We start from the raw sequence: 23,051 nt of genomic DNA, 5'->3' as shown, positions 1-23,051 counted from the left end.
ACGCACGTATGATTGCGCACTCGAAATCGCCGTCCAACCACGGCATTTCTTCCGCCCGTAGCTCAGCTGGGCGGAAGCGGAATCAACGAAAGCGCAGCTTTCGTCCGCTGGAGCGGCCCTTGCGATGCAGCGCAAGGGACTGGCCCCTGAAGGGGGAGCGCCAAGCGCTCCATCCAGTGCGCCGCAAGCTGAGCCAGGCTGCCAACAGTCGAAGCTTGAATGATCCAGATAACCGCCCGTAGCTCAGCTGGATAGAGCGCTGCCCTCCGGAGGCAGAGGTCAGAGGTTCGAATCCTCTCGGGCGGGCCATTCTTACCATGTTTTCCCAGACCTCCAGCAAAACGCCCCTCGCCAGCGAAAGCCATGGATTCTTCAGTGCCAGCTTACGGCACGCAACGAATCACACCTCTACCGACAAACCAATCCCGCTTTCTTCCTGCCCACTGCCACTGTCGGGCCAAGAACTCGACCCCGCAGCTAGATTCTCCGACAATGAAAAACCCTGCACTCCACCCCAAAACGTCTGCTTGCCGTAAGTAAGCCCCAATGAAAAACGGCGCCCCGCAAGGCGCCGCTTTGCGGTCTGGCTTTGCGCTAGAACGTATACCGTGCACTCAGGGCGAACGAACGGCCCGGCTCCAGAAGCGTTACCACGGTGGGAAATTCATGCCCGTAACTGGCCCGGTCGGTGTAGGCCTCGTCGGTGAGGTTGTCGACGGACAGCCGCAGGGTCAGCGCCTCGACAGGACGGTAGTCGGCGTAGATATCCACTACCTGGTAGCTTTGCTGCTTGGCGTCGCCGCCGGCCACCTCGTTTTCCAGCGCAACCTCGGCGCTCATACCAAGGCTGGCTTTGGCTGACGGCAAGGCGAGAGAGCCATTCACCGTAATGATCTTGCCCAGCGGCACGGTGAAGTAGTTGCCGTCATAGGAAGTGGCTTCCTGACCATCCTTCTCTGACCGGATGTCGGAGTATTTGACGGACAGCGCTCCCCGCCCGTGCTGGTAGCCGGCGGCCACGTCAAAGCCTTCGATGTCGAAGTCGGCGAACTGATCGGGGCCACCACCCCAGCTGGGTGTACGGCCGTTCTCGATGCGGGTCTCATAGACATTGAACTCGCCGAAGAAGCCGTCTGCCTGGGCTCGCAGGCCAACGGTGTAGTTGCTGGACTCCACGGGCTTGACGTCGCCGTAGGCCCAGGCGCCGTTGAGGATGAAGTTTTCCGCCAGCGCCACACCACCCCAGACATCGGAGTAGCCCGCGTTGATGGAAACGTACTCGTTCAGGAAGACCTCACCGGAGAGGTTGGCGCTGACGCCGGAATCGTCATGGTCGGAGCCATCGACACCGGTAAATTGCTGGCGATCGTATCGCGCACCATAGGACAGGAACAGCCAGTCACCCACGGGCTGGCGAAGCTGAACAAAGGCGCCGACATTCTCGGCGCTTTCCTCCAGATCAGGGTCTCCGGCAAAACGGAAAATGGCAGAATCGTCGTAATAATCGACACCGGTGGAGATCGTGGCGAACGGAGTATGGAACAGGTTCTCGACACTGGCGGAATCACTCCCGGTGATGCCGTTGTAGACGAGGGTGACGTCAGGCGCGGTGAGGGGGACCTCCCGGGTTTCCAGGTCGGTTTCGTTCTGTGCCAGGGTGAACTTCGGGTTCCAGAGACCTTCCCCGCGATCACGGCTGTAGTTGAACACGGTGTTGGTGCGGGTCAGGTCGTACTCCCGGGACTCCGGTACCGGGCGGCCGGCCGTCAGGCCCCCAAAGTTGGCGCGGTAGGGTCGTTCAGAGTCGTCGTTCACCTGTTCATGGCTGAGTTCAAAACGGCCGACCCTGTCGTTCTCGTAGGCGATTTTTACCAGGCCGCTGAGCAGGGCCGGCGTGGAGTAGTTGACGGTGTCGCCGTTGCCGTCCTCGTAGTCATCGCCGTCCATATGCTTCACATAGCCCAGAAGCTCCACATCGCCGGCCCGACCATAAACAGAGCCGGAGGTGGTCAGTACCTCGCCGTTGCTGGCGTATCGTCCATCCACGAAACCACCAACGGTGCGGTCCGGCGCCAGTACGTCATCCACGTCAATGGTTTCGTACACCAGGCTGCCACCAATGGCGCCGGGGCCGTCGTCGGCCGGGGCCACGCCAGCGGAAGCCCGCACCGCCTTGAGCAGTGCCGGATCAATCAGGTTGGTGGCGTTGTGGTGGAACACCTTGTTGTTCTGACGGGCGCCGTCCACGGACACCGCCATAGCGGTTTCCTCAACACCGCGCACGTACACCTTCTGGTTTATGGCGATCGGGCCACCAACGGACACCGATGATTCTTCGCTGAACAGATCCTTCATGTCCTGGGGCTGCAGTGTTTCCAGTTCGGCCCGGCCGTAGTCCAGGGTGTCGGTGGGATTGACGTCAGTGGCCGCGGAGATCTGCACCGGTGGCAGCGAGGACACCTCGTCACTGCCCTGCACCTGCGGCTTCAGCAGAACCGAGTTGCTGCCGGTTCGCTCATAGGTCACACCCGTGCCCTGAAGCAGATTCTGTAACGCCTGCTCAGGGGTGTAGTCGCCTCTCAGGGGGGCCGCGGTCCGCCCCTCCAGCAGGAATGCATCGCCGCCGATATTGAGGCCGGTCTGCTCGGCCAGGCGGGTGATTGCCTGATCCAGGGGCTGGGCGGTGATGTTGACCGGGACCGTGGCATCCTGGGCCTGAGTCATGGCGGGTGTCGCCATGCCAAGACCAAGGGCCAATAGTGCGGCATGGAGGGGTCTGGCTTTGTGCATCGGAATGCTCCTGATTGTCATTCAGTGATGTTTTTACCGGTAATGACAATCGGGGCAGAGAATCGGGCAGTCACGACCCACAATTTTTTTCAGGGGGCTTCGTCCAGGTACACGACATAGGGCGGCAAGCCGCCGATGTCGATCTTCAGTGACGCGGCGAGCAGCGCCAGTGCCGCCTCACTGTCATCGGTGGGCAGCGCCCCGGTGAAGCGTCGGGAGCCAGAGGCCAGAGCGTCACTCAACATCAGCACGCCGGGATGATAATGCCCCAGCCGCTCAACCACGCTCTTGAGGGATGCGCCGTTGAAGATCAACTGATGACGACTCCAGTCCGGAGTGGCGGGCAAGGTTCCAGTGCCGGACTGGATGTCGACGCCCACCCTGGCCCACTGTCCAGCCGACAGCTGCAGTGATTCGTTGGTGCCCGGGCGGGTCACCCGCACCCGTGATTCGTACACGGTGACCCGGCTGTGGTCGTCGTGGTGCTGCACACTATAAAGCGTCCCAAGGGCTTCCGCCGACACGTTGCTGGTGGCAACGACAAACGGGCGCTCGGGGTCCGATTCCACATCCGCCAACACCTCGCCCCGGATCAGCTCGATGTGGAGCCGGCCCTGCTCGAAGTCCACGTTGACGGCGCTGTTGGTATTCAGCGTGAGTCGACTGCCATCGGCAAGCTGATAGCTGACCACTTCACCAACGTCGCTGCGGTAATCCGCCCGCCAGGTTTGCCAGGGCAGTTGCACGCCACAGACAGCCAGCAGCAGGCAAAGACCCACAGTGCCAAACGCCCGCCCAAGGCGAGATGGTGAAGGCACGGGGCTGGCCCCCGACCACAGTTGCTGCATTTGCTGGAACACGCGCGGATGTCTGGGGTCCTGCTCGAGCCACTCGCGGAATCCCGGGTCCCGGTTGAGATCGCCGGGGCCGCCCGCATCGAGATAGATCAGCCACTCGGCGGCCTGCTCCCGGATGGTATTCATCTCACTCATTGGCCGTGATCCCGGAAGTCATCGTAGAGGCGGGCGTGGCAGTGGACCAGGGCCCTGGCAATGTACTGTTTGACACTGCTCTGGGATACGTCGAGGCGTTCGGCTATCTCGCGGTAGCTCATGCCCTCGGTGCGGGCCCAAAGAAAAGCCTTACGGGGTTTGTCCGGCAGTTCCTCGGTAAGCATCATCAGCACCTGGTGCAGCAGATCCCGCGCTGCGACGATTTCTGCCGGCCCCTGCTGATTCTGGGTCTCAACGGTGTGGGCGACCTGGCGCAGAACGTCTGCCTCAAGCTGCCGGCGCCGATGGCGATTGATCATCAACCGGTTGGCGATGACCAGCAGGTAGGCCCTGGGCTCCTGCAACAACGACAGGTCCACGGTCAACAGGCGGAGGAAGCTGTCCTGGCTCAGGTCGCTGGCATCGGCGGGGCAGCCAAGCTTGCCCCTGAGCCAGTTCCGCAACCAGGGCTGGTGCTCCCGATAAAGGGTTTCTATCTCTCGGCCTGGATTCAGAGCACAGCTGTCGTGGGAATTGGGGTGGCCAGGGACCATGGGGACTACCACATCGTTATGACGAGACGGTAATGATAACTTTTAGCATTTAAACTAACAAGTAAGTTCGATTAACAATGATTTTCTCAGGCCTGCCGGCGGATTGACTGCGCAGATATGGCGATGTCAGGCCACGCTGCCCGCAACTGAGCGGTCATCCACCCAGTTTGCGGGACTTGGCCGGGTAGCGGTGGTAACTCCGCGCAGCACTACTGCGGGTCAAGAATTCCGATGGTCTCAGGGACAATCAGGCTGGCTTGATCGGCGACCAGGTTCACCTCCATCAGTTGCTCGCCTGACAGCTGCTCCAGTCGATCGACCTGTGCCAGGAACCGGTTGCGCTCGGCATCGCTTACAAGGCCTGCCGTGTAATCCTCAAGCTTGGCGATGTAGTCCGGGCGCTGCCATGGGGTATCGCCACCAGGGTGGGCATTGGCACGGGTTTTTTCGTCGGTGATCGTCTCGCCGTCTTTGGTGGTGATCGTCATGCGGCCGCCGTATGCCTGAACATTGGGGTCCTGATCGTGATAGAGATCTTCCCAGTGCTGATCAAACCGGGTCTCGATCTTCATCATCAGGCTGCGTAGAGCGACCTTCTCATCCGCTGTCATCTGGTAGGCGCGGTCCTTGTGGAATTCTCCGGTCTGGATACACCGTGCAATCGCGAACATTATGCTGTGGTCGAGCGTGCCACGCGGCGAATCGGGATCGATCTTCTGTGGATCATTCGCGTCTGTACCAATCACATGATGGGTATGGTGGCTGGTTTGAAGCACGATGTTTGCGATTTGCGCCATGTCGACGTTGCCGCTGGCATCCCGTGGCAGTTGCTCACGCATTTGCAGCGCCAGGTCAATGATCGCCTGTCCCTGGTATTCGAAGGCGTGCTGTTTAGGGTAGGTTTTGAGGATATTGCGCATCGGTGCCTGGGCGGGATCGTTCAGCTCAACCCTGTACACCGCCTCGGGGTTGTCCCGGCCATCCAGGAAGCGGCGGATGATGCTGTCCACCCCCTCATACACCGGATTCGGTCCTTTCAGATTGTGCATCGCATGATGCACGGCTTTGAGTGCGATTTCAGCGGAAAAGCCCGGTACGAATTCTTTCTGAGCACCGATATCCCCCTTACGCGACTGACGTGAGGAAATGGCGTTGTGCACAGCGAAGTTGATGGCGTGATACGCCTGCTCCGTGGACAGCCCCAGCATGGATGAAATGCCCGCCGCAGTGCCCGCCGCAATATGGGTAATGTGATCGACTTTGTGCTTGTGCAGACAGATGCCGGTGCCGTTACCGGTACCAACAAGGGCAACGTGCACCTCATACGCCACGATGATGCCACGAAGTAGATCCTCGCCGGACACACCCGCTTGCTGAGCCGCCGCAATAACGGGCGAGATGTTGTCGTCTGGATGGGAGTATTCCGCCGCCAGATACGTGTCATCATTGTCCAGAAAGCGGACCGCCACGGCATTGGCAAACGCCGCCGCCAACGGATGGAAGCCCCCTTTCAGCCCCCAGATTGTGGCCTTGCCGGCACCAGCAACCAGCCGCCCTTCGCCACGAGCCACCACCACGGCTCGCTCATTGGCGGCACCGAGGGCAATAGCGGCATTGTCAATGATGCGGTTTTTCGCCATTTCGACGGACGCCGCATCAAGCGGTTGTGACTTGGCCTGAGTGGCCAGCTCGGCCAGCTTCCATGCCAGTTGATCATGACGCGCAAGATCGCCGCTCTGGTTTTCTGCTCTGACACTGTGAATCGTCGTCGCCATGGAAATCTCTCCTTTGTTGAATTGAACAATAACGCCGTAGCGCTCATTTTGGCCGGAGCGCCGACAGCGGTTGCCGAAGCGAAGCTGCCACAGTATTGATGTTAATGATTTTCATGTACATTAGTATTCTCAAAAAGTAGTGTGCCGAGGCTGCCAAAATTTTCTCTTCAGTAACAGGGATCAAACCATGGATGCCAAACGCTGCGGGCGATCAGATTCCGCCCCAAAGTCCATCACCCAGCGCTATGAGAATGCACGCTCGGAACTGGCGATCGCAAGCCTGCCGCTGGTCTTCAGGGATACCACGATCAGGCAACTGAGGCACTTTATCGCCGCGGCTCTGGCGCTGCGCGATGCCTGCCACCACAACGGCGCACCCGAGCGGCCACTCGACGTTCTGTTGTGGTTGCGTCGTCGCCTGAACCAGGAAGCGAAAAATCCCGAGAAAGCGGAGCTGTTCCGTGCTCAGTGCCTGCGGGAAGCCAGCAACGTGGAACGCGAGATTGCAACCGCCAGCGTAACGATCAGCCAAGGCGGACTGACGATTCTGGAGTAACGGCTGTCTGGCCCGGCGGATTCGCTGACCGACTAAGGGAGCGCCAATAAAGGGCGGTGGGTTTCCAAACACAAGGAAATGTTATAACATAACACTTATAGCCTGACATCAGATCAGCACAGGGCGGTCGAGGCTCGGCCGCAAGCAGCGTCACCTGCGACCCTCTACCGCCCTGCCCCGCGGATACTGAACAGCCGTTTACCTCCATGAGATCGCAACAGCTTTAGCATGAACAAAGACCTGCCCGATGTTGCCAGCAACGAAACGTCGCCAATCCGCACCCCGCTGGAATGGGTCGGGATGAGCCGGATTGATCTGCCCCTGCAGCTGTCTGAACCTGGCTGCCCGGGACCGGTTCACGCCGTTGTGGACGCGCTGGTCAACTTGCCGGGGGTGACCGTGAAAGGCATCCACATGTCACGCATCTACAGCATGCTTGATCAAACATCGCGTCTGGAGACCGTGGCTCCCGGAGATCTCAGGGCGCTGCTGGAACGGATGATTGATAGCCATCAGGACTGCCATACCGATGGCGCACGGGTGGCCCTGGAATTCAGTCTCCTCAGCCGACGCCCGGCACTGCGTTCATCGGATCTGGCGGGCTGGAAAGCGTATCCGGTTCAGCTTGAAGCAAGGCTGGAACGGGGTTCGTTTTCACTGAGCGCATCCGTCCAGGTGGAGTACTCCTCAACCTGCCCCTGCTCGGCGGCCTTGTCCCGGCAGCTGATCGCCGATGGTTTCAGAAGCGCCTTTCCTGAAGACACCGGGCTCAAGAGTGAGGATGTGGCGGTATGGCTGGAACAGCATGCCACGCTTGCCACGCCCCACAGCCAGCGCAGCGAAGCCAGCGTGAGCGTGAACATTCCCGCCTCGGCCCGGGACTTCGGCTTGATGGCGCTCATTGATCAGATCGAGGCCATCCTGGCAACGCCGGTCCAGACCGCAGTCAAAAGAGTGGATGAGCAGGCCTTTGCCTCGCTCAATGGCCAGAACCTGATGTATGTGGAGGATGCCGCACGGCGCATCCAGAGCGCACTGTCCGGCCGTTACGACAACCTCCACACCCACGTTCGCCACCTGGAAAGCCTGCACTCTCATGACGCCGTTGCCGCCGCCAGTGCTGAGTATCAGGGGAGCCGCTGATGGCAACGGACAGGGTCCAGCTCTGCCCGACCCAGAGGCTGTGGCCGCCCTGCGGGATGACCTGAACGTTTCCCGGGCCCTGAAACGGCTGCATGAACTTTGCCATCGGCTGGAAGCCGCCGAAACGGATGAGCTGGCACAGGCGGCGGCGCGCACATTCCGGTCGTCGGCAGCCATGCTTGGTTTGCTGCAGCGCCCCGCACACCAGGCGGTCCGTGAGTTACGTGGAAAACACGCCGAATCCGACGCCGACCAACTGTCACCCGAGCGTATTGAGACGATGCTCCGCCAGCGGCAGGAGGCCCGTGATCAGCGCGACTTCGCCCGTGCAGATGCGCTGAGAACGATGCTGGACCAGAACGGTGCGCTGATTGAAGACACCCCCGAAGGCGCGCGTTGGCATCGGGCCGGAGACCTGCAGGGATGAACCATCCTGAGCGTCAGGATGTGGCCATAGTCGGCGCGGGCAATGCCGAGACGTGACAAATGCCATCGCAGCCCACCCATAAGGAGAACGCCTGATGATCCCTCAAAGTTACGAAGAATGGCGACACTGCATCACGGTGATCTGTGACCAGCGACTCACACGCCCCTTTATCGAAGCGCGAATCAGGGCGCTGAATACGCCAACAGATCACATGACGGCCAAGTTCGTCCAGCTGTATGGCGATGAACAGCGTGCGAGGACGCTCGACTGGTTCGAGCGCGCCAGACGTGAACTCTGAAAATCACACGATCAAGGAACCCCCGGATGATTCGCAAGAACCCTCGCGGCGACCTGCCTCAGGTTCACCCCGATGCCTTTGTCGATCCCACCGCCATCCTGTGTGGATTGGTTATCGTTGAGGCCAATGTTTTTATTGGGCCCTATGCCGTGATACGTGCGGATGAAATGGATGGCGATGGGCACATCGACCCGATTGTGATCGGAGCACACTCCAACATCCAGGATGGCGTGGTCATTCATTCCAAGTCCGGCGCCAGAGTGACCATAGGGCAACACACCTCCATCGCCCACCGGGCCATCGTGCATGGCCCCTGCACGGTCGGAAACGGCGTCTTTATCGGATTCAACAGCGTGCTCTTCAACTGTACGGTGGAGGACCGCTGTGTGGTGCGTCATAACGCCGTGGTGGATGGCTGCCACCTGCCCCCGGGGTTCTATGTCCGTTCCACGACGCAGATCGGCAAAAGCACCGATCTAACCTCCCTGCCCCAGGTTTCCGTGTCCGCCAGCGAGTTTTCCGAAGATGTCGCACGAACCAATAACGACTTGGTGCGTGGTTACAAGCTTATCCAGAACGAATTCTGAGTCGGGACCGGGAACCGTCACCATGAGCACAGCGACACAGCCCCTGCAACAGCACGCCGACCTTCTGGTTGTCGGCGGCACGGTCATAACGCCCAATGGCGCCGAAACGGCAGACATCGCCAGCCGCGACGGCCGCATTGTGGCCATCGGATCACTGCGGCACCGATGGACCGCCAGGTCGACGATTGAGGCGCAGGGGCTGCACATTTTGCCGGGCGTGATTGACAGCCAGGTCCATTTCCGCGAGCCGGGCCTGACCCACAAGGAAGATCTTGAAGCCGGAACCCGGGGGGCGGTACTGGGCGGTGTCACCGCAGTTTTCGAGATGCCGAATACCAACCCGTTGACACTGGGGCAGGCGGATCTGCAGGCCAAACTGGACGCAGCCAAGGATCGGAGCTGGTGTGATTACGCATTCTACATCGGCGGTTCCGGAGTCAACGCCGGCCAGCTTGAGCGACTGGAGGCCCTGCCCGGGTGTGCCGGTGTCAAAGTGTTCATGGGCAGTTCGTTTGGCGACCTGCTGGCGGACGACGACGCGGTGTTGCGCCGCATTCTGCGACATGGACGCCGGCGTCTGGCCGTGCATGCCGAAGACGAGGCCCGGCTGCGGCAGCGCAAATCGATTGTCGAAGCCAGCGGCGATGTCTGCCAGCACCCGCAATGGCGAGACGTCGACTCTGCGCTGCTGGCGACAAAACGCATCGTGGCCATGGCCGAGGAGGCAGGGCGTCGCCTGCATGTTCTGCATGTCTCCACCGCCGAGGAATTGCGATACCTGGCGCGGCACAAACGCCGGGTAACGGTGGAAGTGACACCGCATCACCTGACCCTGACCGCACCCGAGTGCTACCAGCGCCTCGGAAGCCTGGCGCAGATGAACCCACCGGTTCGGCAACAGCGCCATCAGGAGGCGTTATGGCAGGCGATTCGCGAGGGCATCGTGGATGTAATCGGCAGTGATCATGCGCCTCACACCCTGGCGGAAAAGGCACAACCCTATCCGCAATCCCCCAGCGGCATGACGGGCGTCCAGACCCTGTTACCGGTGATGCTGGATCACGTTCATGCCGGTCGCCTCAGCCTGCGGCGACTGGTCGATCTGACCAGTGCCGGGCCGGCGCGCGTATTCGGGATCGAGGGTAAAGGACGCATCGCGGTTGGGTACGATGCCGATCTGACGCTGGTCGATCTGGCCGCACAACGAACGATTGAGAACCGCTGGATTGCCAGTCGCAGTGGCTGGACACCTTACCATGGCAAAACCATCACAGGCTGGCCCATCCATACCGTCGTCCGCGGCCAGGCGGTTGTGCGCGATGAACAACTTGTCGGCAGCCCGTCAGGTCAGGCCATTGAATTTCTTGAAACCCCGGAAGGGCCTTCCGCTCCCTGTTAACAACACCATTTTGAGAGACGCCACCATGAAGACCGCCCCAACTGCCACTCAGGCACCAACACCGGATACGGTAACGTTTGCGACCAGACGCTCCATCGAACAGGTCGAGGAAGGGGTGGAACTGGCCCCCAGGTTCGACGCCAATGGCCTCATTACCTGCGTAACAACTGAAGCCGACACTGGCGAAGTGCTTATGCTGGGATACATGAATGAAGAGGCTCTGCAGAAAACCATTGCTACCGGCGAGGCCCACTACTGGAGCCGCAGCCGTGAAGTGCTCTGGCACAAAGGTGCAACCAGCGGCCTGGTACAGCGGGTTGTTGAAATGCGGATTGACGACGATCAGGATGCGGTGTGGCTGAAAGTCAGCGTGGCGGGTTCGGGTGCCAGCTGTCATGTTGGTTACCACTCCTGTTTCTACCGGAAAGTGCCGGTTGCAGGAGACAGAACACACTCAGACAAGCTGGAATTCGTTGAACGTGAGAAACGCTTCGACCCGGTTGCGGTGTATGGCGATGCCCCCAACCCCACCAAACTTTGAGGCGGAAGCAGCCGCCTATGGGCATCGGTTCCCGCTGTAAACCCGAGGCACCCGCGCCGTCACCCCGGTAAACAGGTGATAGGGAATGGTATCGCAGCCGCTGGCTACTTCCGTGGCCAGCAGGTTCTTGCCCCACAGCTCCACCTCGGTCCCGACATCGGCTTTGGTGAAATCGGCAAGGTCGGTCAGATCCACCGTCAGCATGTCCATCGAGACCCGCCCCACAATGCCGGTACGCTGGCCACTCACCAGCACTGGCGTGCCCTCGACCGCCTGGCGCGGGTAGCCATCCGCATAGCCGATGGCCACGGTGCCAACCCGGCAGCGGCGACTGGCGATGAAGCGGCCGCCGTAACCCACCTGCTCCCCCGGCTCCACCCAGCGGGTGGCAATGATCCGGCTTGTCAGTGTCATTGCCGGCTGCAGTTGGCGGCTGTGGGGATTCTGCTGCGCCAGTGGCGAGGCGCCGTACAGCATGATGCCGGGGCGCTGCCATTGCCGGCACGCCAGCTCATGAGCCAGCACACCGGCGGAATTGGCCAGGCTCAGCTCGACGCCCGCTTCGGTAAACTCACGCGGTAGCCGGGCGAGCTGCGCTGCCACGGAGATGCCTGGCGAGTCGGGTACATCGGCGTTGGCCAGGTGACTCATTACCACAATGCGGTCCACGTGAGGCAGCGCCTGCAGGCGGCGGAAGGCATCCAGCGCCTGCGCCGGGGTAAACCCGAGGCGATGCATGCCGGTGTCCACTTTCAGCCAGACCGAGATCGGCGAGGGCAGCACCGCCCGCTCCAGCTGTTGCAGCTGCCAGTCATGGTGGATGGCGCTCCAGAAGCCCTGACGGGAGATCTCCGGCAATTCCTCGGCGTCGAAAAAGCCCTCCAGCAGCAGCACCGGATGCGGCAGTCCGACGGCCCGGATCGCCAGCGCCTCTTCGATCGAGGCGGTGGCAAACGCGGTGGTCAGATCTGCCAGCGCACCGGTCACCTCCGCCACCCCATGGCCATAGGCATCCGCCTTGACCACCGCCAGGGTCCGCCCCTGCGGACGTAACGACGTCGCACACTGGAAGTTGTGCCGAATGCTGCCGAGGTCAATGTTCGCCGTTACAGGCCTGGCCATGGGATACACCTTCTGTTGTTCCGGGAGCCTGACCAACCGGTCAGGGTATTGGGAGATTCCGCGCTACAAGCCTCAGTTCACGTACCGGTGAATGGACAGGCCGTCAGTATCGATCTCGGTCTGCCGCCCGTTCACCACGTCACACAGCAGCCGCGCGGAGCCCTGGGACATGGTCCAGCCCAGGGTGCCATGGCCGGTATTGGTGAACAGATTGGCGATCGGCGTCGTCCCAACCACCGGCACACTGTCCGGCGTCATCGGTCGCAAACCACACCAGAACTCGGCCCTGCTGAGGTCACCGGCGCCCGGGAACAGATCCTGAATCACAAACTCCGTCGGTTTCCGGCGCTTCTGATCCAGGCTCAGGTCAAACCCGGCGATTTCCGCCGTTCCCCCCACCCGGATGCGGTCATCGAAACGGGTAACCGCCACCTTGAACGACTCATCCATCACCGTGGACTGGGGCGCCCTGGCAGGGTCAACAATGGGCAGGGTCAGGGAGTAGCCCTTGATCGGATAGATCGGCAGATCGAACCCCACCGGATTCAGCAGTGCGGAGGAATAGCTGCCGAGCGCCACCACAAAGGCGTCGGCGGTAACCTCCCCACGGGAGGTATGAACACTGGCAATGCGGTTCGAATCCCGGTTGAGCCGTTCGACCGTGGTGTCCAACACAAACTCGACGCCGATGGCCCGGCACTGCTCAGCGAGGGCGGCGGTAAAGCGGTTGCAGTCCCCGGTCTCGTCTTCCGGGAAGCGCAGCCCGCCAACGAACTTCTCCCGCACATTGGCAAGTGCCGGCTCATGCTGAATGCAGTCCGCCGGGCCAATTACCTCATGGCGGACACCGCACTGTTTCAGCGATTCAAGGTCCGCGCCGATGGCGTCCATCTTCGCCTGGTCCCGGAACAGCTCGATGGTGCCCTTGGCGCGATGATCGAACGCCAGCGGCAGCTGACGGATCAGTTCGTTCAGGCAGGTGCGACTGTACTGTGAGATCCGCAGCATCCGCTCCTTGTTGATGCGGTAAGCCTGCTCGGTGCACTGGCCGAGCATCTTGGTCATCCAGCGGGCGGTCCGCAGGTTGAACGATGACGAGCTGATCAGGATCGGCGCCATGTCCTGCATCGCCCATTTGATCGCCTTGAAAGGCACGCCCGGTGCGGCCCAGGGACTGGTGTAGCCGTAGGAAAGCATGCCCGCGTTGCCATAGCTGGTCTCATCCGCCACCTCTGAGCGCCGTTCAATCACTGACACCTCATGCCCGGACCGGGCCAGGTACCAGGCCGTCGAGACTCCGGCGACGCCGCCGCCCAATACAACGATCTTCATAGCTGCTCTCTCCTTCCGCCCCAGCGGGCACTGCAATATCAAACCTCGTTATCAGCTGATGGTAATGAATATTGACCAGTAAAAGTCTGCTTTATTTGACCAAAAACAGGGATAAATACTGAAAAATTAAAAAAATAAAGATTTAACCACTTTGCCAGATAATGACCAATAGCCAGCCGTCTCCAGTCACGGCCGTATCGCCCAGGCAGGCGTGAGGCTTCGTTCGACGGTAGGCAACCTTTGGCAGGACAGAACCGGTCAGGACGGGGTGGAAGACAGGAAGAAAGAGAGAAAGGTAGAAAGGAAGTCGCAGGAGATTCAGGGGCCCGAACCGCGACGGCGGGTGACGTCGCGGTTCGGCACCGGATCAGTCGTTGGCAGCGGCAACCACCGTCATTTCGACGAGGATTTCCGGACGCGCCATGCGGGCCTCGACACAGGCACGGGCAGGCTTGGGCAGCTCACGAACCCAGGCATCCCACACCGAGTTCATGGCGGCAAAGTCCTTCATGTCGCGGATATAGATGGTGACGGAGAGCATCCGGTCCATCCCGCTGCCGGCTTCCTCCAGCAGGCCCTTCACCTTCTTCAGGCATTCTTCGGTCTGTTTCTCGATGTCCCAGGATGCGTCGCCGGCGGTTTGCCCGCACAGATAGACCGTACCGTTGTGTTTGACGATGCGGCTCATTCTGTCGGTGGAGTGCACGCGTTGAATCTCTGACATGTCGCTCTCTTTCTGTGGTGGGTGGGTCAGCGGTGGATGGATCAGCGGTGGATGGATCAGCGGTGGATGGATCAGCGGTGGATGGATCAGCGGTGGATGGATCAGTGCGCCGCGATGGCACGGATCGATCTTCCGACCCTAATTCTAGCTTGCCCACGCCATGGCTATTTGTTTTATTACGGACGTATTCAGCGATAAAAGCTGCAATCCAACCCAGAATCAGTGGTAATCACTGCCTGCCAGCGTCCCGTGCAGTCACTAGCCACTCACTACCGAGGATGACGTTATGCCGATATCGGAAGGTCGCCGCAAGAAAGGCCTGGACCGCCTGGACCGGAAAATCCTGCTGGAACTGCAGAAGCACGGCCGCCTGAGCTACGTGGAACTGGCGGAGCGGGTCGGGCTCAGCGCCACCCCCTGCGTGGAGAGGGTGCGACGCCTTGAGAACGACGGCTACATCGAAGGCTACTACGCCCGCCTGAACCCCCAGCTATTGGGGTACTCCATGCTGGTATTCGTTGAGATCTCGCTCTCCTACCAGTCCCGCGACGCCTTCGAGAAGTTCAACGAGGCGGTCGAGAGCCTGCCGTTCATGCTGGAGTGCCACCTGGTGTCCGGTGATGCCGACTACCTGATCAAGGCCAGGATCACCGACATCTCCGAATACCGCGCCCTGCTGGGCGACATGCTGCTCAAGCTGCCCGGGGTCAAGAACTCGAAGAGCTATATCGTCATGGAAGAGGTGAAGGAAACGTTCGAACTGCCGATTGATGCGTACTGAAACGCCTGGCGGCGACCGGTTGGCAAACGGCCCGGAGCGGCGTATCAGCATTGGCATGAAAACTGTCAGCGTTTCTTCCGGGTTTTTCCCTGAACAGCTTTAAAGCGGGGGTTGGACTTGCAGATCACGTACAGGCGCCCCCTACGCTTAACAACCTGGCAGTCCGGGTGCCGTAGTTTGGCACTTTTCAATGAACTGAGTACTTGCATTATTGCATCTCCCTGCGCTTGTAGCGGTTCCTAAACCGGGCAATACGGCCCTCGGACTGAGCTTCCCTCTGTTTCCCGGTATAGAACGGGTGCGATGCGCTGGAGACGTCGATCGTCATATAGGGGTAGGTTTTTCCTTGGTACTCCGCCGTGCGCTCGGTTTGGAGCGTCGAGCCAATCACGATGTAGCTATCCGACGACGTGTCGTGGAACAAGACGTCGCGGTATTTGGGGTGAATATTCGGTTTCATTGAACAAATCCTCATCTGCATGCTCGCTGAAAAACAACGTTATAACATTACACAAACACAATCAATAATGATTATTAATTGCGATTGATGGTTGCCGTCTGGAGGCTCCCGGGCCTGCTGATCGCGAACGCACCGACAGGCTCTCCTCACAAGAGCAGTCAGGAAGAGGTGAAGGAAGCGTTCGAACTGCCGATTGATGCTTACCAAACGCTCAATAGCGCTGATGCCACTGTAGGAACTGACAGGTAGGCAGTCAGCGCAAGCTTTTGCTAGGTTGGGACAATTTTCAGCCACTCTCCCCGAGCACGCAGAGTATGACCACTGAGAACCGAACAACGCTGCTGATTTTCATAAAGTACATCGCGATATCCTTCTTGCTGCTCTTTTTGGCCAACTTTCTCTCGCACGAATTTCTTGAGAGCAGGCATCTGGATACTCTGACCGTTTTTGTATTTGCCCTAACCATGGCATTCGCCATCAACGAATCCTACAAAAAGGGCACAAGACAGCAGACGTCCAAAGCTTCTGACTGCCAATCACACCCAGAATACTGACAAGCGCAGCATGAGTGCCTGTCACCGGGCGTTCTCGAACTCAGACAGGGCCGTTGGCGTCGGTCAGATCAAAACTGCGAGCCAGGCGGATAAAGGCTTGCAGGTATTCGGTGTCACCGTCGCTTTCGCGGGACCCCAGGAAGATCTGTTTATCGACCCCCTGCGGTCCCATGCGCAGGGCAACCAGCGGCAGCTTCTGGCAGTACTCCTCCGCCAGCCACCGGGGCAGTGCCGCGACGCCCCGGCCACCGGCCACCATCTGTAACATGATGTCCGTTGTCTCAATGGACTTATGGCTCCTGGGGGCGACGGCAGCGGGGTTCAGAAAACGGGTGTAGACATCGAGCCGATCAAGCGCCACCGGATAGGTGAGCAGGGTTTCGGTGCGCAGATCCTGCGCAATGACATGCTCCCGGGTCGCCAGGGCATGATCGGCCGGCACCACCAGCACCTGCTCGTAATCGAACACCGGCTCAAACACCAGCCCGGGCCGGTAGAAGGGGTCCGGCGTGACCAGCAGATCAATCTCGAAATCCTGCAAAGCGCCCAGACCACCGAACTGGAATTTCTGCTTCACATCCACATCCACGTCCGGCCAGGCCGCCAGAAACGGCGAGACGATCTTCAGCAGCCACTGATAGCAGGGGTGGCATTCCATGCCGATACGCAGGGTTCCGCGCTCACCTTCGGCAAACTGCCTGAGCTTGGCCTCGGCATGTTCAAGCTGCGGCAGCAGACGGTTGGCCACATCCAGCAGAAACTCCCCCGCCTGGGTTAATCGCAAACGCCGCCCTTCCCGCAGCCAGATCGCGGTACCGGCGCTGAGTTCGAGTTTGCGCATGGTATGGCTCAGCGCCGACTGGGTGAGATGCAGCTGTTTGGCCGCGGCCGTCACCGACCCGTGATGATCGACGGCCTGAATGACCCTGAGGTGATTGCGTTCGAGCATAACCATCCATGAACAGAATTAATGAAATAGTGAAAATAAACCATTTTTCCTCATTTATAAACCTCGCTACGCTTCTCGCCTATCAAACTATTCATGGAAAAGGTGACGATCATGGCGTTGGTTCATAATTTGGGCTTTCCGCGCATCGGCGCAAAGCGCGAACTGAAATTTGCCCAGGAGGCATTCTGGAAAAGTCAGAGCTCCGAGGCGGAGCTGCTTGCCCTGGCAAAGGAACTGCGTGCCACTAACTGGCAAACCCAGGCGGCGCTGGACCTGGTGCCGGTGGGTGATTTCTCGCTCTACGACCAGGTGCTGGACATGAGCTTTACCCTGGGCAACCTGCCCTCCCGGGTTGAGGGCCTTGAAGGCAGCGAGCTGGACAGCTACTTCCGGGTTGCCCGCGGGCGCTCCGCCAACGACAGCGGTTGCAACTGCGTCCACGCCGGTGAGATGACCAAGTGGTTCGATACCAACTACCACTACATCGTGCCGGAAGTCACCGCGGAGACCACCTTTGCCCTCAATGCGGAGCGCCTGCTGAGCCAACTGGCGGAAGCCCAGGCCGCTGGCGTTAATGCCAAACCGGTGATTATCGGTCCGGTGACCTACCTGTGGCTGAGCAAGGAAAAGGACGGCTCCAACCGCCTGGACCTGCTGCCGAAGCTGTTGCCGGTCTACAGCGAGCTGCTGGAGAAACTGGCGGCAGCGGGCGCCGAGTGGGTACAGATCGATGAGCCGGCCCTGGTGACCGAGCTGGATGCCGACTGGAAACACGCGCTGGAGTCGGCCTACCACACCCTGAAAGCCACCCAGCCGAAACTGCTGCTGGCGACCTACTTCGGCACCCTGCAGGATCACCTGCAACTGGCCTGCAACCTGCCGGTGGCGGGTTTGCACGTGGATGCGGTCCGTGGTCGTCAGGAGATCGAGAAAGTGGTTGATTGGCTGCCATCCCACAAGGTGCTGTCCGTTGGCGCCATCGATGGTCGCAACATCTGGAAGACCGACCTCAACGCCGCGCTGGAATGGCTGACGCCGATTGCCGAGAAGCTGGGTGACCGACTGTGGCTGGCTCCGTCCTGTTCCCTGCTGCATGTGCCGGTGGACCTGGACAGCGAGGCCAAGCTGGATGACGACATCCGCAGCTGGCTCGCTTTCGCCAAACAGAAACTGGCGGAGTTGACGGTGCTGACCCGCGCCCTCAACGAGGGCTACGCCGCCGTCGCCGATGAACTGGCAGCCAACCAGGCGGCCATTGAGAGCCGCAATAACTCTGAGCGGGTGCATAACCCGGCGGTGAAGGCGGCGGTCAAAAACATCACCGCCGAACTGGGCCAGCGCAAGAGCCCCTACGGTGAGCGTGCCGACAGGCAACGCACCCACCTCAAGCTGCCGCTGTACCCGACCACCACCATCGGCTCCTTCCCGCAAACCCCGGACATCCGCAAGGCCCGGCTGGCGTTCAAGAAGCAGGAGATCAGCGTCGACCATTACACCGCACAGATGAAGGCCGAGATCGAGCATGCGGTGCGTGAGCAGGAAAAGCTGGGTCTGGACGTGCTGGTTCACGGCGAAGCCGAGCGCAACGACATGGTCGAGTACTTCGGCGAGCAGCTCGAAGGCTATGTGTTCAGCCAGTTTGGCTGGGTACAGTCCTACGGTTCACGCTGCGTCAAGCCGCCGATCCTGTTTGGTGATATCAGTCGGCCCAAGGCCATGACCGTCGACTGGATCAAGTACGCCCAGTCCCTCACCGACAAGCCCATGAAGGGCATGCTGACCGGTCCGGTGACCATCCTTAACTGGTCCTTCGTGCGTGACGATCAGCCCCGCAGCGAGTCCTGCCTGCAGTTGGCGCTGGCCGTGCGGCAGGAAGTCCAGGACCTGGAAGCCGCCGGTGTCAACATCATCCAGATCGACGAAGCGGCCCTGCGTGAAGGCCTGCCACTGCGCCAGTCCGAATGGCAGGGCTACCTCGACTGGGCGGTGGAATCGTTCCGGATCACCGCCAACGGCGTCAGTGACGAAACCCAGATCCACACCCACATGTGTTATTCCGAGTTCAATGACATCATCGAGGCCATCGCCCATATGGACGCGGATGTGATCACCATCGAGACCTCGCGTTCCGACATGGAGTTGCTGGATGTGTTCGAGGAGTTCGAGTACCCGAATGAAATCGGTCCGGGCGTCTACGACATCCACTCCCCGAACATTCCCACGGTGGAGCAGATCGTCAAACTGATGACCAAGGCCGCCGAGCGGATTCCCGCCGATCGCCTGTGGGTAAACCCCGACTGCGGCCTGAAAACCCGTCAGTGGCAGGAGGTAACCCCGGCTCTTGAGCACATGGTTGCCGCCGCCACGGCCCTGCGCGAACAGGCGAACTGATCGCCGGTTGACCAAGTTTGCTGTCACGCTTTGATCCCGGCCCTGCGCCGGGATTCTTTTCTGAGGATTGACTATGTTTGACCGGGAACACTACCGCCTGGATCGTCTCGACCCCGAACTGTTCGAGGCCATCGAAAAAGAAAACCAGCGCCAGGAAGATCACATCGAGCTGATCGCGTCGGAGAACTACACGTCACCGGCGGTGATGGCCGCCCAGGGCTCCCAGCTCACCAACAAATACGCGGAAGGCTATCCGGGCAAGCGCTACTATGGCGGCTGCGAGCATGTGGACGTGGTGGAACAGCTTGCGATTGACCGGGCGAAAGCCCTGTTCGGCGCGGAGGCGGCCAATGTCCAGCCCAACTCCGGCTCCCAGGCCAACCAGGGGGTATTCTTCGCAGTGCTGGAACCGGGCGACACCATCATGGGAATGAACCTGGCCGAAGGCGGTCACCTGACCCACGGCATGGCGCTGAACATGAGCGGCAAATGGTTCAATGTGGTGAGCTACGGCCTCAACGCCGATGAAGACATCGACTACGAGGAACTGGAGCGCAAGGCGCGGGAGAGCAAGCCGAAGCTGATCATCGCCGGGGCCTCCGCCTTCGCCCTGCACATCGACTTCGAACGCATCGCCCGCATTGCCAGGGAGGTCGGCGCCTACTATATGGTGGACATGGCCCACTACGCCGGCCTGGTGGCCGCCGGCGTCTATCCCAACCCGGTCCCCCACGCCGACTTTGTCACCACCACCACCCACAAGAGTCTGCGCGGCCCACGGGGCGGGGTGATCCTGATGCGCGAGGAGTTCGAGAAAAAGATCAACTCCGCCATCTTCCCCGGCATTCAGGGTGGCCCGCTGATGCACGTGATTGCCGGTAAGGCGGTGGCGTTCAGGGAAGCCATGACCGAGGATTTCAAACAGTACCAGCAACAGGTGCTCCGCAACGCGGCAGTGCTGGCTGATACGCTGGTCCAACGCGGGTTGCGGGTCGTCTCCGGTCACACCGAGAGTCACGTCATGCTGGTGGATCTGCGGGCCAAGCAGATTACCGGGAAGGAGGCGGAGCGCCTGCTCGGCGAGGCTCACATCACCGTCAACAAGAACGCCATTCCCAATGATCCCGAGAAACCGTTTGTGACGTCAGGCATCCGCCTGGGCTCTCCGGCAATCACCAGCCGGGGGTTCGGGGAGGCGGAAAGCCGGCAAGTGGGCGAGCTGATCGCCGACCTGCTGGACCGGCCACAAGACGCCGAGGTCGTGGCCCGGGTCCGGGACCGTGTTGCCGCCCTGACCCGGGACTTTCCCGTCTACCGATAAGCGGGCGGGCACCGGCTCGCCGCAAACGCCGCGTGCAGGTGCCCGATTCAGCAGAACCGTTTTCAGAAGCGGTACTTCAGCGTCGCCGTCACATTGCGCGGCTCGCCAAAGGAGTGCTGGTTGTAGAAGCCGGTCTGGCTGTAGTACTTCTCGTCCATCAGGTTGTCGACATTGACCTGGGCCGTCAGGTTGGCCGCGAACTGGTAACGGGCCATCAGGCTGATCAGCCGGTAGGTGCCCTGGGACAGTCGTTCGGACTCGGAGGTGACCGGGTTGTTGGTTTCCTTGTAGCCCTCGCTGAACCAGGTCAGGCCACCGCCGACTGTGAGCGGCGCCAGGGCGTCCTGGAACTGGTAGCGGGTGAACAGCTTGAAGGAGCGGCGGGGAAACTCGGTATTGGCTTCCTGACCCTGCTGATCGCGGGCGGAGAACACCGACAGGCCGGCGCTGACCTCCCAGCCCGGTGCCAGTTGACCGGCCAGATCGATCTCGTAGCCATCGCTCTCCACACCGTCCTGGCTGCGGTAATAGGGCACCTGCATGCCCTGATCGTTCTCCCGCGTGCCGGCTTCCGCCGCCACATTGTCCTGCTCAATCCGGAACAGCGCCAGCGAGGCGTTGAGGCGATCATCAAAGAACGTGCCTTTCACCCCCAACTCGTAGGTTTCGCCGCTCTTCGGATCGAGGGCATCGCCATTAATGTCGGTGGCATCCTGGGGGTTGAAGATGTCGGCGTAGCTGGCGTAAGCCGAGATGTCCCGGTTGATGTCGAACACCAGACCGCCGTAGGGGGTCACCACGTCGCTGTGCTCGTACTCGAACGGCCCCAGCCAGTTCATGCCTTCAATGTCATAGCTCGCGAAGCGGCCGCCGAGGATGGCGGTGAGCCGGTCAGACAGCGACAGCCGGGTCACCGCGTAGACGCTGTGCTCGGTGGTTTCACGGGCATCGCTGACGCTGGTCGCGCCCCAGGCCGGCTCGGGGTAGCTGCCATCCCAGCGATTGAAATCACCGGGATCGGTACCGGTACGGGCGTAGTTCACAGCCTCAAAATCCATGTTGCTGTAGATGTAGCCCAGCGCCACCTCGTGTTGCTGACCGCCGAACTCGAACGGACCGTTCACCGCCAGGGTCAGGGTATCCTGCACCCGCTCGGTGTCGTAGCGCGAGGGTGACGCCCGCAGCCCCAGGCCGGTCTGCCGGTCCGGTGCGCCGCCCAGGTACAGCAGTTTCTGGTCACCGTCGGTTTCGGAACGGTCGTAGCGGGCTTCCACCGCCCAACCACTGTCAAAGCGATGGGTCAGCGTGGTGAAGTAGGCGGTTTCGGTGGAGGCCCACTTGGTCCAGTCCGCCGCCGTGGTCTTGGAACGACCCCAGTCGGTACGGGTGCCGTCGGTATACCAGGTCGGCAGGCCACCCCAGGTGGAGCCGGTGGGCGCGTTATCCTGATAGCTCAGGCCAAGACTGAAAGCCGTGGCGTCGGTGAGATCGGCATCCACCACGCCATACACCACCGAGCGCTTGTTCTCCAGCAGGTCCTGGTAGGAGTCGCCTTCCTCGTGGCTGGCAACCACCCGCCCGCGAACGCTGCCACTGCGGTTCAGCGGCGTGCTGACGTCGGCGGTGGCACCGTAGGTGTCCCAGCGACTGCCTGACACCGACACCTCGCCGGTCAGTTCACGGCTGTCGGCGTGCTTGCGCACCAGGTTGATGGCGGCGGCGGGATTGCCGAAGCCGGTGGTCAGACCGGTGGCACCACGGACGATTTCAACATGATCGTAGATCGCCATGGCACGCTGGGTCTGTCCGGCGGACCAGCCGGAACGCCAACTGGTGGGCACACCGTCCACCATCAGATTGTCGATATCAAAACTACGAGCGTTGAAGGCGGCACGGGAGGTGTCGTACTGGCGGCTGTGCAGACCGGTGACGGTTTTCACCACGTCGGTGATGTCATCCAGTTTACGGTCATCAATCTGCTGACGGGTCACCACGCTGACGGACTGGGGTGTCTCACGGACAGACAGGGACAGCGGGGTGGCGGTACGCATCACGCCGGTGGTGTAGGAGTCGACGCCTTCGGTACTGCGGCGCTGGCCCTCGGCGGTCACCTCCACCGGGGCCAGGGTTACGGTTTCAGCCTCCGCCCCGCTCCGGGCAGAGCCGTCCTGAGTCTGGGCTTGGGCCTGGGCGAAGGTTGGCAGGCCCGCCAGAGACAGGGAGATCGCCATCGATAACGCCGTGCGGCGGGTGGGCATGGAGTGGTGTATGGACATCTGGATCCTCCGTTACTGATCGTTCGTCACCCTCGACAATCAATAATAATTATCATTACAAAAAGGAAACGAGAATCTA

At 60.8% G+C, this 23,051-nt stretch carries 21 protein-coding genes and 1 tRNA gene; 11 read left to right on the top strand and 11 right to left on the bottom strand.

Annotated elements, in window-relative coordinates; translation table 11 throughout:
• The first annotated feature begins 232 nt into the window (after positions 1 to 232).
• A tRNA-Arg gene (locus tag MLD24_RS14280) sits at positions 233 to 309 on the top strand.
• Between the two features lie 285 nt (positions 310 to 594).
• On the opposite strand, the gene MLD24_RS14275 is transcribed toward MLD24_RS14280, so the two are convergent.
• The 4 genes from MLD24_RS14275 to MLD24_RS14260 form a co-directional block, all read right to left on the bottom strand.
• The gene (locus MLD24_RS14275) at positions 595 to 2,790 is read right to left on the bottom strand and encodes a TonB-dependent receptor (protein WP_248167371.1); all 2,196 of its coding nucleotides are present in this window, start codon (positions 2,788 to 2,790) and stop codon (positions 595 to 597) included.
• Between the two features lie 89 nt (positions 2,791 to 2,879).
• Complete coding sequence (locus MLD24_RS14270; protein WP_248167369.1) at positions 2,880 to 3,782, bottom strand: FecR family protein; 903 nt, start codon at positions 3,780 to 3,782, stop codon at positions 2,880 to 2,882.
• Positions 3,779 to 4,336, bottom strand: coding sequence for a sigma-70 family RNA polymerase sigma factor (locus MLD24_RS14265; RefSeq protein WP_227173516.1), 558 nt, complete (start codon positions 4,334 to 4,336; stop codon positions 3,779 to 3,781). Before MLD24_RS14265 ends, MLD24_RS14270 begins: the two co-directional genes overlap by 4 nt.
• A 209-nt stretch (positions 4,337 to 4,545) precedes the next feature.
• A complete protein-coding gene (locus tag MLD24_RS14260; RefSeq protein WP_248167367.1) occupies positions 4,546 to 6,111 on the bottom strand; it encodes an MmgE/PrpD family protein in 1,566 nt (521 codons plus the stop codon).
• Between the two features lie 187 nt (positions 6,112 to 6,298).
• Between MLD24_RS14260 and MLD24_RS14255 the strand changes: the two genes are divergently transcribed.
• From MLD24_RS14255 to hisI, 7 genes are all read left to right on the top strand, one after another.
• Positions 6,299 to 6,667, top strand: coding sequence for a hypothetical protein (locus MLD24_RS14255; RefSeq protein WP_248167365.1), 369 nt, complete (start codon positions 6,299 to 6,301; stop codon positions 6,665 to 6,667).
• 228 nt (positions 6,668 to 6,895) lie between these two features.
• Complete coding sequence (gene folE2 / locus MLD24_RS14250) at positions 6,896 to 7,810, top strand: GTP cyclohydrolase FolE2 (protein ID WP_248167362.1); 915 nt, start codon at positions 6,896 to 6,898, stop codon at positions 7,808 to 7,810.
• Positions 7,811 to 7,850: 40 nt separating this feature from the next.
• The gene (locus MLD24_RS14245) at positions 7,851 to 8,237 is read left to right on the top strand and encodes a DALR domain-containing protein (RefSeq protein ID WP_248167360.1); all 387 of its coding nucleotides are present in this window, start codon (positions 7,851 to 7,853) and stop codon (positions 8,235 to 8,237) included.
• A gap of 94 nt (positions 8,238 to 8,331) precedes the next feature.
• Positions 8,332 to 8,535 (top strand): hypothetical protein, encoded by a 204-nt coding sequence (locus MLD24_RS14240; protein WP_248167357.1) that lies wholly within the window; start codon positions 8,332 to 8,334, stop codon positions 8,533 to 8,535.
• Between the two features lie 26 nt (positions 8,536 to 8,561).
• Positions 8,562 to 9,122, top strand: a complete 561-nt coding sequence (locus tag MLD24_RS14235; protein ID WP_248167355.1) for a gamma carbonic anhydrase family protein — start codon at positions 8,562 to 8,564, stop codon at positions 9,120 to 9,122.
• A gap of 22 nt (positions 9,123 to 9,144) precedes the next feature.
• Entirely contained in the window at positions 9,145 to 10,521 is a 1,377-nt protein-coding gene (locus MLD24_RS14230; RefSeq protein WP_248167352.1) for a dihydroorotase, read from the top strand.
• Positions 10,522 to 10,546: 25 nt separating this feature from the next.
• Positions 10,547 to 11,062, top strand: a complete 516-nt coding sequence (gene hisI, locus MLD24_RS14225) for a phosphoribosyl-AMP cyclohydrolase (RefSeq protein WP_248167350.1) — start codon at positions 10,547 to 10,549, stop codon at positions 11,060 to 11,062.
• A 15-nt stretch (positions 11,063 to 11,077) separates the two neighbouring features.
• On the opposite strand, the gene alr is transcribed toward hisI, so the two are convergent.
• The 3 genes from alr to MLD24_RS14210 form a co-directional block, all read right to left on the bottom strand.
• Positions 11,078 to 12,184 carry an alanine racemase gene (gene alr, locus MLD24_RS14220; protein WP_248167347.1) on the bottom strand — a complete coding sequence of 369 codons (1,107 nt, stop codon included), beginning with the start codon at positions 12,182 to 12,184 and terminating at the stop codon, positions 11,078 to 11,080.
• Between the two features lie 72 nt (positions 12,185 to 12,256).
• Positions 12,257 to 13,516, bottom strand: coding sequence for a D-amino acid dehydrogenase (locus tag MLD24_RS14215; protein ID WP_248167344.1), 1,260 nt, complete (start codon positions 13,514 to 13,516; stop codon positions 12,257 to 12,259).
• A gap of 367 nt (positions 13,517 to 13,883) precedes the next feature.
• The gene (locus tag MLD24_RS14210) at positions 13,884 to 14,240 is read right to left on the bottom strand and encodes a RidA family protein (RefSeq protein ID WP_248167342.1); all 357 of its coding nucleotides are present in this window, start codon (positions 14,238 to 14,240) and stop codon (positions 13,884 to 13,886) included.
• Positions 14,241 to 14,526: 286 nt separating this feature from the next.
• Here MLD24_RS14210 and MLD24_RS14205 point away from each other — a divergent pair, with 286 nt between their 5' ends.
• Positions 14,527 to 15,021, top strand: coding sequence for an Lrp/AsnC ligand binding domain-containing protein (locus tag MLD24_RS14205; protein WP_248167340.1), 495 nt, complete (start codon positions 14,527 to 14,529; stop codon positions 15,019 to 15,021).
• Positions 15,022 to 15,086: 65 nt separating this feature from the next.
• Here MLD24_RS14205 and ykgO read toward each other — a convergent pair whose 3' ends face one another.
• The 3 genes from ykgO to MLD24_RS14190 all read right to left on the bottom strand — a co-directional run bounded on the left by ykgO (position 15,087) and on the right by MLD24_RS14190 (position 16,984).
• On the bottom strand, positions 15,087 to 15,230 hold the full coding sequence (gene ykgO, locus MLD24_RS14200; RefSeq protein WP_248167337.1) for a type B 50S ribosomal protein L36: 144 nt from the start codon (positions 15,228 to 15,230) through the stop codon (positions 15,087 to 15,089).
• The gene (locus MLD24_RS14195) at positions 15,230 to 15,481 is read right to left on the bottom strand and encodes a type B 50S ribosomal protein L31 (RefSeq protein ID WP_248167335.1); all 252 of its coding nucleotides are present in this window, start codon (positions 15,479 to 15,481) and stop codon (positions 15,230 to 15,232) included. Before MLD24_RS14195 ends, ykgO begins: the two co-directional genes overlap by 1 nt.
• Positions 15,482 to 16,075: 594 nt before the next feature.
• A complete protein-coding gene (locus MLD24_RS14190; RefSeq protein ID WP_248167334.1) occupies positions 16,076 to 16,984 on the bottom strand; it encodes a LysR family transcriptional regulator in 909 nt (302 codons plus the stop codon).
• Between the two features lie 111 nt (positions 16,985 to 17,095).
• On the opposite strand from MLD24_RS14190, the gene metE reads away from it, so the two are divergent.
• Both metE and glyA read left to right on the top strand, forming a co-directional pair.
• Positions 17,096 to 19,375, top strand: a complete 2,280-nt coding sequence (metE, locus tag MLD24_RS14185) for a 5-methyltetrahydropteroyltriglutamate--homocysteine S-methyltransferase (protein ID WP_248167331.1) — start codon at positions 17,096 to 17,098, stop codon at positions 19,373 to 19,375.
• 73 nt (positions 19,376 to 19,448) lie between these two features.
• Positions 19,449 to 20,696, top strand: coding sequence for a serine hydroxymethyltransferase (glyA, locus tag MLD24_RS14180; RefSeq protein ID WP_248167329.1), 1,248 nt, complete (start codon positions 19,449 to 19,451; stop codon positions 20,694 to 20,696).
• A gap of 62 nt (positions 20,697 to 20,758) precedes the next feature.
• Here glyA and MLD24_RS14175 read toward each other — a convergent pair whose 3' ends face one another.
• Positions 20,759 to 22,972, bottom strand: a complete 2,214-nt coding sequence (locus tag MLD24_RS14175) for a TonB-dependent siderophore receptor (RefSeq protein ID WP_248167327.1) — start codon at positions 22,970 to 22,972, stop codon at positions 20,759 to 20,761.
• Between the last annotated feature and the right edge of the window lie 79 nt (positions 22,973 to 23,051).

Source organism: Marinobacter xestospongiae, assembly GCF_023156385.1.
Lineage (GTDB): Bacteria > Pseudomonadota > Gammaproteobacteria > Pseudomonadales > Oleiphilaceae > Marinobacter > Marinobacter xestospongiae.
The sequence above is the reverse complement of the archived record's forward strand: the minus strand, read 5'-3'. Positions and strand labels throughout refer to the sequence as shown.

What these genes read in the sequence shown, in the direction of transcription:
- MLD24_RS14190 (WP_248167334.1), bottom strand. Translation starts at nt 16,984, where the DNA reads ATGCTCGAACGCAATCACCTCAGGGTCATTCAGGCCGTCGATCATCAC.
- MLD24_RS14265 (WP_227173516.1), bottom strand. Translation starts at nt 4,336, where the DNA reads ATGGTCCCTGGCCACCCCAATTCCCACGACAGCTGTGCTCTGAATCCA.
- MLD24_RS14260 (WP_248167367.1), bottom strand. Translation starts at nt 6,111, where the DNA reads ATGGCGACGACGATTCACAGTGTCAGAGCAGAAAACCAGAGCGGCGAT.
- MLD24_RS14175 (WP_248167327.1), bottom strand. Translation starts at nt 22,972, where the DNA reads ATGTCCATACACCACTCCATGCCCACCCGCCGCACGGCGTTATCGATG.
- MLD24_RS14240 (WP_248167357.1), top strand. Translation starts at nt 8,332, where the DNA reads ATGATCCCTCAAAGTTACGAAGAATGGCGACACTGCATCACGGTGATC.
- glyA (WP_248167329.1), top strand. Translation starts at nt 19,449, where the DNA reads ATGTTTGACCGGGAACACTACCGCCTGGATCGTCTCGACCCCGAACTG.
- hisI (WP_248167350.1), top strand. Translation starts at nt 10,547, where the DNA reads ATGAAGACCGCCCCAACTGCCACTCAGGCACCAACACCGGATACGGTA.
- MLD24_RS14270 (WP_248167369.1), bottom strand. Translation starts at nt 3,782, where the DNA reads ATGAGTGAGATGAATACCATCCGGGAGCAGGCCGCCGAGTGGCTGATC.
- MLD24_RS14230 (WP_248167352.1), top strand. Translation starts at nt 9,145, where the DNA reads ATGAGCACAGCGACACAGCCCCTGCAACAGCACGCCGACCTTCTGGTT.
- MLD24_RS14210 (WP_248167342.1), bottom strand. Translation starts at nt 14,240, where the DNA reads ATGTCAGAGATTCAACGCGTGCACTCCACCGACAGAATGAGCCGCATC.
- MLD24_RS14255 (WP_248167365.1), top strand. Translation starts at nt 6,299, where the DNA reads ATGGATGCCAAACGCTGCGGGCGATCAGATTCCGCCCCAAAGTCCATC.
- MLD24_RS14215 (WP_248167344.1), bottom strand. Translation starts at nt 13,516, where the DNA reads ATGAAGATCGTTGTATTGGGCGGCGGCGTCGCCGGAGTCTCGACGGCC.
- MLD24_RS14205 (WP_248167340.1), top strand. Translation starts at nt 14,527, where the DNA reads ATGCCGATATCGGAAGGTCGCCGCAAGAAAGGCCTGGACCGCCTGGAC.
- ykgO (WP_248167337.1), bottom strand. Translation starts at nt 15,230, where the DNA reads ATGCAAGTACTCAGTTCATTGAAAAGTGCCAAACTACGGCACCCGGAC.
- folE2 (WP_248167362.1), top strand. Translation starts at nt 6,896, where the DNA reads ATGAACAAAGACCTGCCCGATGTTGCCAGCAACGAAACGTCGCCAATC.
- MLD24_RS14195 (WP_248167335.1), bottom strand. Translation starts at nt 15,481, where the DNA reads ATGAAACCGAATATTCACCCCAAATACCGCGACGTCTTGTTCCACGAC.
- alr (WP_248167347.1), bottom strand. Translation starts at nt 12,184, where the DNA reads ATGGCCAGGCCTGTAACGGCGAACATTGACCTCGGCAGCATTCGGCAC.
- MLD24_RS14235 (WP_248167355.1), top strand. Translation starts at nt 8,562, where the DNA reads ATGATTCGCAAGAACCCTCGCGGCGACCTGCCTCAGGTTCACCCCGAT.
- MLD24_RS14275 (WP_248167371.1), bottom strand. Translation starts at nt 2,790, where the DNA reads ATGCACAAAGCCAGACCCCTCCATGCCGCACTATTGGCCCTTGGTCTT.
- metE (WP_248167331.1), top strand. Translation starts at nt 17,096, where the DNA reads ATGGCGTTGGTTCATAATTTGGGCTTTCCGCGCATCGGCGCAAAGCGC.